General features: G+C 36.5%; 14 protein-coding genes and 1 tRNA gene. 6 read left to right on the top strand and 9 right to left on the bottom strand.

Annotated elements, in window-relative coordinates:
* Positions 1–4: 4 nt before the first annotated feature.
* On the bottom strand, positions 5–739 hold the full coding sequence (gene tatC, locus DPQ89_RS12470; protein ID WP_241558855.1) for a twin-arginine translocase subunit TatC: 735 nt from the start codon (positions 737–739) through the stop codon (positions 5–7).
* Positions 740–879: 140 nt separating this feature from the next.
* On the opposite strand from tatC, the gene DPQ89_RS12465 reads away from it, so the two are divergent.
* Entirely contained in the window at positions 880–1,500 is a 621-nt protein-coding gene (locus DPQ89_RS12465) for a hypothetical protein (protein WP_127717352.1), read from the top strand.
* Here the strand turns inward: DPQ89_RS12465 and DPQ89_RS12460 are convergent.
* On the bottom strand, positions 1,474–2,292 hold the full coding sequence (locus DPQ89_RS12460; protein ID WP_164848385.1) for a (2Fe-2S)-binding protein: 819 nt from the start codon (positions 2,290–2,292) through the stop codon (positions 1,474–1,476). The genes DPQ89_RS12465 and DPQ89_RS12460 overlap by 27 nt on opposite strands.
* Positions 2,282–3,058, bottom strand: a complete 777-nt coding sequence (gene map / locus DPQ89_RS12455) for a type I methionyl aminopeptidase (protein ID WP_127717350.1) — start codon at positions 3,056–3,058, stop codon at positions 2,282–2,284. Before map ends, DPQ89_RS12460 begins: the two co-directional genes overlap by 11 nt.
* A 171-nt stretch (positions 3,059–3,229) precedes the next feature.
* Here map and DPQ89_RS12450 point away from each other — a divergent pair, with 171 nt between their 5' ends.
* Genes DPQ89_RS12450 through aat form a run of 4 tightly spaced genes read left to right on the top strand, consistent with a single transcriptional unit; the run spans position 3,230 to position 7,626 of the window.
* The gene (locus tag DPQ89_RS12450) at positions 3,230–4,927 is read left to right on the top strand and encodes a YiiX/YebB-like N1pC/P60 family cysteine hydrolase (protein WP_127717349.1); all 1,698 of its coding nucleotides are present in this window, start codon (positions 3,230–3,232) and stop codon (positions 4,925–4,927) included.
* Positions 4,896–5,843, top strand: coding sequence for a D-isomer specific 2-hydroxyacid dehydrogenase family protein (locus DPQ89_RS12445; protein WP_164848384.1), 948 nt, complete (start codon positions 4,896–4,898; stop codon positions 5,841–5,843). The genes DPQ89_RS12450 and DPQ89_RS12445 overlap by 32 nt, the downstream gene beginning before the upstream one ends.
* Positions 5,844–5,851: 8 nt before the next feature.
* Positions 5,852–6,949, top strand: a complete 1,098-nt coding sequence (locus DPQ89_RS12440; RefSeq protein WP_127717347.1) for an arginase family protein — start codon at positions 5,852–5,854, stop codon at positions 6,947–6,949.
* Positions 6,946–7,626 carry a leucyl/phenylalanyl-tRNA--protein transferase gene (gene aat, locus DPQ89_RS12435; protein WP_127717346.1) on the top strand — a complete coding sequence of 227 codons (681 nt, stop codon included), beginning with the start codon at positions 6,946–6,948 and terminating at the stop codon, positions 7,624–7,626. The genes DPQ89_RS12440 and aat overlap by 4 nt, the downstream gene beginning before the upstream one ends.
* On the opposite strand, the gene DPQ89_RS12430 is transcribed toward aat, so the two are convergent.
* From DPQ89_RS12430 to DPQ89_RS12410, 5 genes are all read right to left on the bottom strand, one after another.
* A complete protein-coding gene (locus tag DPQ89_RS12430; RefSeq protein WP_127717345.1) occupies positions 7,616–8,332 on the bottom strand; it encodes a glycosyltransferase in 717 nt (238 codons plus the stop codon). The two genes, aat and DPQ89_RS12430, sit on opposite strands and share 11 nt — an antisense overlap.
* Positions 8,322–8,717 (bottom strand): 4Fe-4S dicluster domain-containing protein, encoded by a 396-nt coding sequence (locus DPQ89_RS12425; RefSeq protein ID WP_127717344.1) that lies wholly within the window; start codon positions 8,715–8,717, stop codon positions 8,322–8,324. Before DPQ89_RS12425 ends, DPQ89_RS12430 begins: the two co-directional genes overlap by 11 nt.
* On the bottom strand, positions 8,714–10,357 hold the full coding sequence (locus DPQ89_RS12420) for an NADH-quinone oxidoreductase subunit D (protein WP_127717343.1): 1,644 nt from the start codon (positions 10,355–10,357) through the stop codon (positions 8,714–8,716). Before DPQ89_RS12420 ends, DPQ89_RS12425 begins: the two co-directional genes overlap by 4 nt.
* Complete coding sequence (locus tag DPQ89_RS12415; RefSeq protein ID WP_164848383.1) at positions 10,350–10,862, bottom strand: NADH-quinone oxidoreductase subunit B; 513 nt, start codon at positions 10,860–10,862, stop codon at positions 10,350–10,352. Before DPQ89_RS12415 ends, DPQ89_RS12420 begins: the two co-directional genes overlap by 8 nt.
* Positions 10,863–10,925: 63 nt before the next feature.
* Positions 10,926–12,437 (bottom strand): hypothetical protein, encoded by a 1,512-nt coding sequence (locus tag DPQ89_RS12410; protein ID WP_127717341.1) that lies wholly within the window; start codon positions 12,435–12,437, stop codon positions 10,926–10,928.
* A 136-nt stretch (positions 12,438–12,573) separates the two neighbouring features.
* On the opposite strand from DPQ89_RS12410, the gene DPQ89_RS12405 reads away from it, so the two are divergent.
* Positions 12,574–12,659, top strand: a tRNA-Leu gene (locus tag DPQ89_RS12405).
* A 261-nt stretch (positions 12,660–12,920) separates the two neighbouring features.
* On the opposite strand, the gene DPQ89_RS12400 is transcribed toward DPQ89_RS12405, so the two are convergent.
* On the bottom strand, positions 12,921–13,174 hold a 254-nt coding region (locus DPQ89_RS12400; RefSeq protein WP_164848317.1), incomplete at its 5' end, for a transposase.

Raw genomic sequence — 13,174 nt, 5'->3', positions numbered from 1 at the left:
GTTACTATTCACTATGGTGCTTGGCCAAGTAAGGATGAACAATCATGGCAACGGCCAAAATCCCTAACTCGAACAGAAGTACTAAGGGCACCCATAGGCCCATCATAGTAATGATATCGGGAGGAGTCATTATCGCACTTAAGGCCGCAAACCCAACATAAACATATCGCCTCATATTTCTAAGAGAGTACTTTGTTACTACTCCCATAAAACCGAGTATAAGCAAAACATTTGGTAGCTGAAAAATAATTCCTAAGAAAACGAGGACTTTAGAGGCCAGAACTAAGTACTCTTTTAGGGAGATCGTTGCCGTTACATCTCCTACACCAAAGCCCATTAAAGTTTCAAAAGTAAGAGGAAAAACGAGAAAGTATCCAAAACTAATCCCGAGCCAAAAGAGGAAGAAGCCTACTATCAGAAAAGGGCGAACTCCTTTAATCTCATGTTCATAAAGTCCAGGCTTAATAAATTTCCAAAGTTGGTAGAACCAAAGAGGAGAAGAAACGATTAAACTCGACCAAAAAGCGACTTGAAACTGACTAAGAACCTTATCCAGTAGTCCTAAATAAACAATCGAGCCAGTAGAGTTAGGTCCTTTTAAGGCATTACGCAGAGGAGTTAAAAGAAGCTCTGAGATAGTATCACCAAATGAATAACAGACCATAAAGCTTACGGCCAAAATTATCACAATTCTTATTGTAACTGTTCGCAGCTCTTCTAAATGTTCAATTAGGGACATCTCTTTCAATGTAATCTCCAATAGTTGTACATATTTTCTTGATATTTTACACTTAAGTCGCCAAAATTACTTAAGGAAAATCGCTAAATACCGATATTTACTTATAACCGACAAACATGTTTTTGGCAAAGTGAGACCGTTTGAAAGCAATACTCTTGTTCATATTAACTCTACATTGCGTAAGCACATTGGCAAATTCTCCAAGAAGAGATCTTCTATTTTGTCTTGGCCAAGAAGAGCAAAAGCTACACGTTAATAAAAGAACAGGACCACAGTACTTTCTAAATCAATACTTTATCAATGAGGCCGCTTCAACAGGGATTTTTAAACTTAAAAACTCTTATTACGAAGAAATTTGTGAACGTCGAGAGTTCCCACCTTCTGTTGGCCTGATGAAAAATATTCTAATTAATGAAAAGAAAATCTTTGAAAAAGTGAAGATGGGCTCCGCTCACTTAGAGGCCCTATACGACTCTGGCCTCGATACCCTAGTAGAGAATGCTCCACATATTTTCTTCCAATTTCTCTCAATCGTTCAATCTCATACAAGATATGCTCACTGTTTTAAAGAAAATATTCCTGAGTTGCACTCGCTTATGAATAGCTATCAATATCTAGAAGAAGACACAGAACCTGGTCAATTAATTCAAAACAAAAAATCAATACGAATTATTTTCGACAAACTAAAACATCTTGATGCTATCTACGAAAGATGCGAGACGAAGTTTAAAGAATTACAAAAGAAGATTAAAACGAACTGATAAGCCTAACTTGTCTTGAATATATTCACAGAAAGTTTCGAGAATATACTTACCAGAATCTGTTCCACGAATTTCAAAATCAAGACAGTGACCTTTTATTGAAACAATTTCCATGTGAATTCTAGAGAGCTCTTGTTCTTTAATCCACTTCTTCATTAGAGAATCAATTTTTAAAACAAATTCACTAGGGGCCATACCTAAGGGTCTTATTCGCTGAGAGAACTCATCAAACTCAGCACTTAAGTCAGCGACCCCACTCTTTTCTAAAGTTAACTTTGCACAACAAGAGTCTATAAATTTCACAACAGACTCAGAGCATTTACCACAACCAATACTTGCTTTAAGTGAATTTGATATATCAATTAAGTTTGCACTCGGTTTTTCTTTTATAATGTCTGCAACTTGTTGCTTATAAACTCCAAAGCAGCGACAAAGAAGCTCTTCAGAAGGCATAGAGCTTATTTCACTATGTCCTAAAGACCTACCATAGTAGGTATCAAGTGCTTGGTTAAGTAGTGAAAGAGGAAGATTAAATAATTTAGAATGAAGTTGCCCACAAGTAGTGGCCTTCCAAAAGCTGACAACTTTAGGAATATCTTTTAGAGAAACTCTCTCTAACTCTAGAGCGAGAGAGTTAAAGTATTCGAACCATTCACTTTCGCTGGGGCACTCAAAGTACATCCCTTCAAGCCGTGATCTCGTATTAATATCAAGATAGACAATGTAGTCTTCACCAGCAAGGCGAAACTTAGACTGCGCTGAAATAAGAAAAGGTTTTTGATTAAAGCTCAAACACACTCTCTTCATCAGAACGTAGAGTTAGAATTTCATGGCCTTGTTCAGTTACTAAAATTGTGTGTTCAAATTGTGCTGACCACTTTCTATCTTTTGTAATAACAGTCCAATTATCTTTTAAAACTTTGCAGTGTCTTCCACCCAAGTTAATCATAGGCTCAATTGTAAAAGTCATACCCGGCTTAATTTCCGCGCCAGTTCCTTTTTTTCCAACGTGAACAACTTGAGGCTCTTCATGGAATTCTCTACCAATTCCATGTCCACAATATTCTTCCACTACTCCGTAACCATATCCATGAGCTAGCTCCTGAATAACTGCACCAATATCACCGATATGAGCACCTGGACGAACTTGATTAATACCTTCACGCATACACATATAAGTAACTTCTACGAGTTTCTTAACTTCAGGACTAACGTTCCCTACAAGAAATGTCTTATTAGTATCGCCGTGAAACTTATTTAAGTAAGTAGTGACATCAATATTTAGAATATCACCATCTTTTAATACATCTCTTTTTGATGGAATACCGTGACAGATGACTTCATTTTTAGAAGTACAAATAGACTTAGGGAATCCATGATAATTTAATGGCGACGGGTAGGCCCCATTTTCAATGATATAGTCATGACAAAGCTTGTTTAGCTCTTCAGTAGAAACTCCTGGAACAACAAAGGGCTCGATATATTCTAAAGTTTGGGAAGCCAACTTACTTGTTGCTCTCATTAATTCTATTTCTCTACTCGATTTAATCGAAATCATTCTCGCCTCTTTAATTACGTTCTTATAGGACCTATTTAACCTTTTTAGGTTGAATAGACAATCAAGTCAATAAATTAACATAAAATCAAGCCCTTAGCTAAAGTAAAGATTACAGAGAACGTTGACGCATCGTGACGCGAGTGAGAAAAATGGCCATCCAAGGGGTGGAGTATGAAGAAGTTTCTTCTGAGTCTAATTCTAAATTACATATTTATGGCCAATGCTCATGGTGCTGCAATTAATAGTGATGTCATCAATGAGGTCTTTGAAGCTATAAATGATTCTAAATATTTTAAAGATGATAAATCTAGCGAGTTGGATATTAAAAGAGAACAGCTTATCGTTCTTATTTCGCAGTTAGAAAAGCTTGATAAGTTTTCCATTCAATTTGGTATAAATATAAATGAGAACATACAGCAAAGTAAGGTTCTTACAGGTGAAGAAGTCTACATTATCTCAGGACTTACAACTGTCTATAATCAAATCTCAATCCAAATTAATGAGATAAATACCTATGCAAGACCGAATCAAATCAATGATTATCTAAAAGTTAATGACTCTCAAAGACTATCAAAAGATCTCCTATGGGCCACAAGCTATTTGGCCCTATTTCAAAGTTATTACAAGAATAAGAAATATTATTACGACAATACAAAAGTTAGAAGAATGTTAACAAATATTCTTAAGACAGCTCAAGACAAGAATGAAAATGCACATGAGTTAATTTCTATGATCTCTCACTCTTTTGAGAAGTCTAATCTTGAAAGTGTTAGAGATTACTTAAAGGACTTCGATAGTTTTACGAGTATGGAGATTGAGAACTTAGATGGGATGAATGTACATTTTGCGAATTGGATTAAGTCCTCATTTGCTTATGAATTTATTAAGAGTTCTCAAAAAATAAATATAAAAAATTATGTCTTTGTCGATAATATGGTGCGAGTACTTGGTAGTGTAACGAATGCTATTAGCGGAATTTTTGGAAACCTTATCGGTAAAGTCAGATGGAGGCATGGTAATCTATATAATGATCCTGTTGCCATAAAAAAGATTAATCAAGTCTTAAAACCATTAGACATTATTTTGGAAAAGACTCCTTTTGCGCTTACTGACACATTTATTCCGGGACACTTCGGTCATGCGGCAATTTACTTAGGAACGAAGCAACAATTAGTTGAAAGTGGTCTTTGGGATAGCGAAATTATTAAACCATTCCAAGAGCAAATCTCAAACGGTTATGTCATTATTGAGGCAGTTAGACCTGGAGTAAGACTTACTACTATTGATCACTTTATGGAGATCGACGACATTCTCATAATGCGTTCAGATATAGAAGTAAGTGATAAACCCCAGTCACTAGAAGTCTATAAGCGGGCCTTCGATCAGTTAGGAAAAGATTATGACTTCAATTTTGACGTAGAAACAACAGATAAAATTGTATGTTCTGAACTTATCTTCTTTGCTTTTGGAAAAATTAATTGGCCAACAGAATATATATTAGGACGCCCTACTATATCACCAGACAATGTCGCAGAGCTTATTTATTTTAAGAATACACCTGTGAGTTTTACACTAAACCTTTGGTCTAAAAAAAGAGGTACCATTACATACGTCAGCAAGGAGCAATTGGCCCTTAAACTAGGTTATACAGTAAATAAACAAAGAAGCACTAAGCAGCTAACTTCATATGACAAGAAGTCCGTTGTATGTAAGACTGTAGTAAAGAATAATATTCGAGTCGGAAGCCGAAGAAGCAGAAGATTAGAGATTAGGGTTTGTAGAGATAAATTTGAGCAAAGAGTTTATCAAGGCCCTACTACACTTAGAGCTAAGATTTATGGGTATAGAAAAAAAGTATCAGGTAATTAGACAAAATATCTCCTCTTATCAAGGTCATCAATTTGCTGAACTTGAAAGAAAACATCTTGAAATAATACCGGAAGTCCTCTACGGAGGACAACCACAAGAAGACCTAAGAAAGATCATCATAACAACAAGCAACACAGATATCTCGCAACTCCAAGGGCGCGACGACATAGACTTAATGATTCATCCTAATTCAGGCTACGATAACTATCCTCTAGACTTTGTAAAGAATGCAAAGTTTCCAATTATTATTGGTAATAAAATTCGAATGAATGCTGTCGTCTCTTATATTATGTCGGCCCTCTTTAATCATACAAGTCCTATTCACCACAGTACCTCTTGGGATGTTTCTAGAAAGTGGTCTCGTAACCTTTTAAGTGATAGAAAAATACTCATCATTGGAAATGGTCATATTGGAAAGAGAGTTGAGCTACTTTTAAAAACTATTGGCTGTAGTCCAATTATTCACGATCCTTTCAAAGGTCTTGATAATCTAGACCCAACAGGTGTTGAAGTTGTCATTATGGCATGTAGCCTTAACCCTACAAGTGAAGGAATGATAAATAAGGACTTTCTCTCAAAGCTTGCGCCCTACTTTCTTTTCATAAATGCGGCGAGAGGAAAGTGCGTTGTTCAAAGTGATTTGATTGATAGTCTTCTAATGAATAAAAGATCTCATGCTTATTTAGATGTCTTTGAAGAAGAACCTTTTGATAATAAGCAATTTATTGGAGTTCAAAATATTACTCTGACTTCTCATATTGCTGGAGTTCACAATACTTTAAATACATCGATACTTAATTTTGAGTGGGCAATAGTTAATGACTTCATTCATAAGTGCGACACTATTGAAAAATTTACGACGAAGTATCAAGACTCGTTACTACAAAATAAACTTACTGAAAATTACCTCATATAAGGAAATTTATGAATAATGATTTTTTAAATCTTTCAAAGAATGTGTTATGTCCTCCTGGTAATGGAGTATTTACGGTTAATACAGCAAAAGAGAGAAAAGAAGTACTCCATAAAACACTCTATAAAGATTCAACAGATATTGAAAAATCTTGGCAAGACTCGTTAGAGGAAACTTTAAATAATGATCAAGTTTGCCTACTAGGTGTTTGTAGTGATACCGGAGGTGGAATCCAAAGAGGTGCAAACTGGGGTCCACTTTTTTTAAGAAATACATTACTTCAAGAACATGAGGACTTAATATATAGTGACCTTGGAGATATTAGAGTCATTCCTCACTTGCTTCATGATAAGTATTTAAATGATGAAACAATCGATAGTTGCAGATCCGCCTTATACGCAAACGAAAATTTAGAACTACCAGTTAGCCCTCTTAGTTTAACGGAGTTGTTCTGTGATGAGTTACATGAGAATTTTCCAAATAAGAAACTTTTCAGTATCGGTGGAGACCACTCTGTAAGCTATCCCCTAGTAAAGAGTTATCTAAAAGCAAAGGCCAAGCAAGGAAAGAAAGTAGCAATTATTCACTTTGATGCTCACACAGATTTACTCACGAAGAGATTGGGTATAGATATTTGTTTTGGTAGTTGGTGTACTCATATTTTAGAGTATCTACAAAAGCCGCAGTACCTCATGCAATATGGAATACGCTCTAGTGGTAAAGATCGTGGTCACTGGGAATCAACCTTTGGTGTGCAACAATTCTGGTCTGATGAAATTTCTAAAACAGGCGCTCAACAAATAGCTCTTGAAACTGTCGAGTATTTAAAAAAAGAGTCAATTGATGAGCTATATGTAAGTTTTGATATTGATGCCCTAGATGAAATATATGCGAGTGCCACCGGAACACCGGAGCCGGGTGGAATGTCACCTGATCAAGCTGTTACTATAATATCGACTCTGGCCGAATCTTTTCCAATTACTGGTGCAGATATGGTTGAGATTGCGCCACTAGTGTGCGCTGATCATGTGGAGCATGCCGAGCCATATACGACTTTAACATATGGGGCGGCCATTTCTTCAAAACTAATTGAGTTCATGAGCAGATGAGTATCTTAAAGTTTCCACCAGTTGAGTCGGCCGATGAAAGTGGACTTCTCGCTATTGGAGGAGATCTTGAAATTGATTCCCTTCTTCTGGCCTATGAAAATGGTATCTTTCCTTGGCCAATTTCAGATGAGTATCCGCTGGCATGGTTTTCACCAAATCCGCGAGGAGTCTTGAAATATTCAGACTTTCATTGTTCTAAAAGTTTCAAAAAATTTATCAAGAACACTAGCTACTGGGTCGAATATAATCAAAATTTTTCTCAGGTTATACAAAACTGTGCCACAGCAAAACGTAAAGACCAAGATGATACTTGGATAACAGATGAAATCATTCAAAGTTATATCGACTTTAATAGCTGTGGTCTGGCCTATAGTGTTGAGACCTACGATATGATTGATAATCAGAAAACACTTGTTGGTGGACTTTATGGGGTATGTATTGGAAATTTCTTTTCTGGTGAATCCATGTTCTACACTCAGGATAACGCTTCAAAGTTTGCACTCTACAGCCTAATGAATAAACTTCATGAAAATGGAATTGAGTGGCTTGATACTCAAATGGTAACTCCTATTATTAAAGACCTTGGAGGAAGCGAAGTGAGACGTAGTGATTTTTTAAAAATGATTAAGCAAGCAGATATTCATTCGAGAAGGCCATCTAAGATTTTTAATACTTAGAGTTTAAGGCCAACCCTTTTTCATAGACCTTATTCATTTGCTCATCAGATAAACCTAATAAGAAGCACACTTTTAAAACCTGGTTCAAAAGAGCTTGCCTAAATACTCCATTCTTATTGAATCTAATAGCAGAAGTTATTGAGGAAAACTCTAATAATTTTGCAGGAGCTAAACGACTCAACTTCTGAGAAAATAAAGTATCTTCAAAAATAACGACTTCATTAACAACTTGCTGATCTTCCGGTAACAGCGACCTTTTAAAGTAGATACAATGGTCGAGATAGAAGATCTCACGCAAACGTGCCCTCACTTCATTCGAATACCAAGAAGTAAACTTTAAGAGCCAGTGCTTCTTATCAAATTGGTGAGTAAAGCCTCCCCAAAGAAGGTCTTGCGAATGCTTCATAAGATATTTTATTCCTGCAGGATCAACAAAACTTCTAGGATGATATAAGAGGATTAAATCACAACTACACGCTTGAATTCCAAGGTTAAGTCGATGTGCTCTAGAGTGGCTACGTGTTTCAATTAATTTAACTTTATATTTATTCAAAAGATCTAAAGTTCCATCAGTACTTTTTCCATCGACACAAATGATTTCGAGATTACTTATTTTCGATAGAGTGCTGAGAGAGTTTTCTAGATAACCTAGAGAAAGTTCATTGAACGTAGAAATAACGATTGATAGCTCTACCCTATTGTTCATTTTCAGAAACTAAGTCAATAGTCCATCTGCTCTCAAAGTGCGATGACAGAGGACGTGTTCCACTTAGACTAATAAGATCATCTGCACATACTTCCGCGCATAGTCCGCAAAATGTACAGGCCAAAACATTTAGGTTCATTTTAACAAGACGGTCATTGTTAAGCTCAATGGTGAGACAGTTTGTTGGGCAAATTTCGACACAATCACTACAGCCAGTACAATCCTTTGCACTGCTTAATGTTGGTAGTCCACGAAATTTCGCACTCTGGGTCTTCTTAGGCTTATTAAAAATACTACTCGAACTTGAAATTAAGAAGGTGTAGAGGGACTTAAAAAAAGACTTGGTTTCACTTATTGAATTATATAATTCTTTTTCTAAAATCATCTATCTAGCTCTCCTGCCACAATATTCATTGAACTGAGAGAAACCATAGCATCTGCTACTCTGACCCCTTCTAGTAAAGAAGGAAAGGCCTGAGCACTAAAGAAAGATGGTGGTCTAATTTTCACGCGGTACGGGCACACTTGTGAGTCAGATCGAATATAGAATCCTAGCTCTCCATTTGGAGCCTCTGTCATTGAATAGATTTCCCCCGCATCTGACTTAAAGCCTAATAAAGATAAGTCTAACTCAGTAACAAGATCATCACTTAGCATTTTGCCTGGAGGTAAGCTATCTAAGACTTGAGTAATGATTTTAACTGATTGTCGAATTTCTTCTAACCTTACTAAGTAACGATCGTAACTATCTCCATTAATTCCTAAAGGTATTTTAAAGTCTACATCTTCATAGAAGTAGTATGGAGAAACTTTTCTAATATCGTAATTTACACCACAAGCTCTTAGGTTTGGACCAGTAATCCCCCATGAGATTGCATCATAGGCCTTAAGAGAAGCCGTTGCTAATTTATCCATCCACAAAGTATTCTTAGTTAAATAAGATTCGATTTCATCAACATATTTGGAAACTTGCTTAAGATCTAGCAGACAATCATTGGACCATCCGTTTGGTAACTCATATGCCATTCCACCAATTCGAGTAATCCCATGAGTTACACGAGCGCCACACAATTGCTCAAATAGAGAGAAGATAATCTTTCTAATTTTAAGAGTTATTTCAAAGGACTCAAGGATTTTTGCACCTTGGGCCATCGAACCAATACATTGGGCGTGATCTGTAATACGAGCTAACTCACAAACAACCATTCGCATGGCCTTTGCTCTATCTGAAATTTCAAGTCCAACTAACTCCTCAACGGCCTTAGTCCAACCAACATTATTCGATGCACTTGAGAAGTAATTCAATCTATCAGTCAGTCCAATAATTTGTGAGTATCGTTTTGACTCAACAGACTTCTCTATTGCTCGATGTAGAAAACCAACTTCGAGCTTAGATTGAATAATATCATCACCCTCTACCTGAAGGTGAAGCATCATCGCCCCTTTCATAGCAGGATGAATAGGTCCGATTGAAAATTCGTCGATAAAGTTCTTCTTATATTTCTCTTTTATATGATCTGTAGAAAATAACTCTTGCGAGTTTTTTTCTAAACTAGAGCGCCCACACTGCTCATCAGAGAACTTAAAAGACTTACGAAGAGGATATCCCTGGAGGTCATTTTTCGTAAGTAGTCTCAGTTTTGAACTGTCTCCAAAAGCGATACCAAACATTTCCGACGCTTCAACTTCACACCACTTAGCACAAGGCCACAGTCCCGTAACAGAAGGAAGAACATCTCCAGAATCGAGATCAACAAAAACATTAACTCGTATTCTATGATGATATTCCATATTGAGTAGAACATAAGTTACTTGAAATGGTTTATCAGAGCTGGCCTGAGTACTAAGAGCACTTAAGTCTTGTCCAAAAATATCGACTAAAAGAATATAGCCAAAATCAACTCTCAACTTCTCTAGAGATGGGTACAGACGATCTAAAATACTAACATTTAGAACCGCTTGATGATCATCAATAAAAGAAATATCTTCTTGAAAAAAGTCTCTCAAATTATTAGATTTATTCACTGGCCATTACTCCAGCAGCAATTCTCTCTTTTAAAAGAGTCATTGCGGCCTCTATATCTGCAGGTCTTGGAGGACAACCAGCAATAGCAATATCTACTGGGATATATTTAGAGATATCAGTGACGATATTATAAGAGTCAAATGGTCCACCAGATAAAGGACACGCTCCAATAGCAACAACCCACTTCTTCTTAGGCATTTTCTCATATGTTTCTAATAGAAAAGGTAAGAGTTTTCTATTGATCGTTCCTCCGATAAAGAGAAGATCACTTTGTTGGGCCGGTAATTGCTCCGGCTCAAAATCTTCTTCGAAGTAATTAAACTTATATCTCCAAGAGTACTCAACGCTACAACACGCAGTATCAAATATAAATGGAATTGAAGAGTTAACATTTATCCAATTATTAAACTTCTCAAGAAAGCTTGCAGCATTTGTTGTAAGAGATAATTTCTCAATCCCATTACCTTGCTGTGTATCAAAAAAGGTGGGAATATTGTCTCTCATTAGAGAGCTCCTCATAAAAAGTTTCTTTTATTTTAGGAAGTTACTTTGAGGTTGTAAACTGATCTATTCAATAATATCAGTTCTCTTTCTCTTACCTGTTGCGCCAAAACTCTCCCAATTAATATCTCGTGGAAAAATTGAGAGATTCTTTACGCGCTCTTTATCACAAGAGTACTCACTTCCATTATTAAAGACCCATGAATAAAGCTTCTGATGACTCGCACCATTACCTTCATCATATTCAATATAGCGGTAGTGGGCCCTAGAAGACCTAGAAAGACCCGCAAATAGAGTAACGCTCATGTCGAAGGCCCGATCTAGCTCACGAGCGGTACAGTTACGCAGGTGATTCTCAGCAGAGAACATACGCTTACCTGAAACTTGGATAGGGTTTTCGATCCATGCCTGTCTAGAGCAAGAATAAACATGTCCTAGATCTTCGGCATAGAGAAATGAACTAAGATATGAAAAAAACCACATTCTTCTCGGGTTAGCATTAATACTAGTGTCTCGAACAAACTTTTGACAAGTTAAGTAGCGACTTTTGTAATTGGCATGAAATGATTTAAAGTAAATAGCAAAGTCTTTGAAGTTCTCTGCGTCACTGAGTCCATTATCTTTAGATGACTTATTGATCTCAGCACTAATAACATTTCCAGTAAATGTATCTTTTTTATCGTAAACAGACTCGCTATAAATTTTTGAGTTCTTTTTTACATCTAATTTAGAACTTCTAATGAGCTCAGAGCTCTTCCACAAAAAGTCATAGAGCTTATGACAGTTCTTTCTAAGGCCACTTAATTGTTCATATTGAAAGAGATGACCTCTTGAAAGTCCATTAACCAAGGCCTCTTTAGGACCAATATTACCTATCACTCTATAGCTTGGAACCTCATCGCTCTTTGAGATTTGCCTTCCATCACTATTTTCAATATAGGCCTTTATATAATTCCAATCGAGAGTTTTTCGAAGTTGATTGATATGAGTAATTTTCTTATAGCTTGGATCATTTTGATTAACTGCAATGAGAACAAGCTTAGAGAGCCACTTATTTCGACCTCGACATGGGAAATCTTCGCAGTACTGCTGCAAAACAGCACCAACAACTCTAACCCTTTGAGAACGAGTCGGTGTAAGTTGAAATTCATTAAAATATCTACGCTTTCCAAAGACAATAATTTTCTGCGGAGCGCCTAACTGATCGAGCAATCTTGGAACAAATCCCTCTGTAAATGGAGGACGAGACAAGTCTCCCCCATACTTCTTCCACACATCTGTTTGACTACAGTTGTGATGCTTGCGATAGAGCATTCCTGAGCGCAGATCAATGGCGTATTTATTATTAGATCCGACCGGCATCGTCATGACAAAATTTATAGAGTTGTCTTCCTTTGAAGCAAAAGGAACGAGGTCAAAGAAAGGGTGAATTAGATAATCACCATGGACACTCTTATGATTGTATAGCGTATTAGTCTTAAGCCATGAGGCCTTAGCTTCAACAGGAGGGGTCACTTTTGTTTTCTTGGCGCAACCACTAAATAATAGAACCAATAATATAAGCAAATGATACTTCATTTTATTTTATTCCTCGTAAAGAATATATTGTCTTAAATTTTAGCACAGTAGGCAAGCCAATCAATGATAAGAGATTTTTTTGTTTTGAGGTCTAGACATTTTGAAATACTCTGGTAATCTGACTAAACCAAATTTTGCCCTGGTGATGAAATGGTAGACATACGGGATTTAAAATCCCGGGGCTTCACGGCCGTGGGGGTTCAAGTCCCCCCCGGGGCACCATAAAAAAGCCGCTTTATTTATAGAGCGGCTTTTTTTTATCTAAAATTTGATTATTTACGGGCTCAGAACAACATTCCCTACAGTAGTTAATATCAAATCTTTATATGATTTTATAAATAGATCCTTTAGCCTCAATGAAGATAAACCGGTTTAATGGGAATTAATTTTTCAAAAGTGAAATCTAAATGAAAGGCCTCTGCTAAATCATAGCTTAAATTAGGTTCTACTCCCTTAATGGTGGAACGCTCTGCACTCAAGCCCTTAACAACAGACATTCAATACTTTCAATCTATAGTTATTAAAGTTTCTATATCCGTAAGCCCTCTTCTGGAGCTGTTTACAGACATTGTTATATCCTTCAGTTCTCGCATTTGTAATACGATTCTCAAAATAATTTAAGATCTCCTCACGCCATGTCATGAGCGTTCTTCGTAGGCTTTGTAGCTCCTTAATCTTTGAGACAGCTAAGACATCAGTGAGTTTTCTAAGGCTTCTCGAGGCCCTATTTTTTCCCT

This window comes from Halobacteriovorax sp. HLS, assembly GCF_004006665.1.
Taxonomy (GTDB): domain Bacteria; phylum Bdellovibrionota; class Bacteriovoracia; order Bacteriovoracales; family Bacteriovoracaceae; genus Halobacteriovorax.
This window is presented reverse-complemented; position numbering and strand designations above follow the sequence as displayed.

Excerpts from the sequence above, each read along its gene's own strand:
- DPQ89_RS12450 (WP_127717349.1), top strand. The coding sequence starts at position 3,230 with ATGAAGAAGTTTCTTCTGAGTCTAATTCTAAATTACATATTTATGGCC.
- tatC (WP_241558855.1), bottom strand. The coding sequence starts at position 739 with ATGTCCCTAATTGAACATTTAGAAGAGCTGCGAACAGTTACAATAAGA.
- DPQ89_RS12425 (WP_127717344.1), bottom strand. The coding sequence starts at position 8,717 with ATGATTTTAGAAAAAGAATTATATAATTCAATAAGTGAAACCAAGTCT.
- map (WP_127717350.1), bottom strand. The coding sequence starts at position 3,058 with ATGATTTCGATTAAATCGAGTAGAGAAATAGAATTAATGAGAGCAACA.
- DPQ89_RS12430 (WP_127717345.1), bottom strand. The coding sequence starts at position 8,332 with ATGAACAATAGGGTAGAGCTATCAATCGTTATTTCTACGTTCAATGAA.
- DPQ89_RS12410 (WP_127717341.1), bottom strand. The coding sequence starts at position 12,437 with ATGAAGTATCATTTGCTTATATTATTGGTTCTATTATTTAGTGGTTGC.
- DPQ89_RS12415 (WP_164848383.1), bottom strand. The coding sequence starts at position 10,862 with ATGAGAGACAATATTCCCACCTTTTTTGATACACAGCAAGGTAATGGG.
- aat (WP_127717346.1), top strand. The coding sequence starts at position 6,946 with ATGAGTATCTTAAAGTTTCCACCAGTTGAGTCGGCCGATGAAAGTGGA.
- DPQ89_RS12440 (WP_127717347.1), top strand. The coding sequence starts at position 5,852 with ATGAATAATGATTTTTTAAATCTTTCAAAGAATGTGTTATGTCCTCCT.
- DPQ89_RS12445 (WP_164848384.1), top strand. The coding sequence starts at position 4,896 with ATGGGTATAGAAAAAAAGTATCAGGTAATTAGACAAAATATCTCCTCT.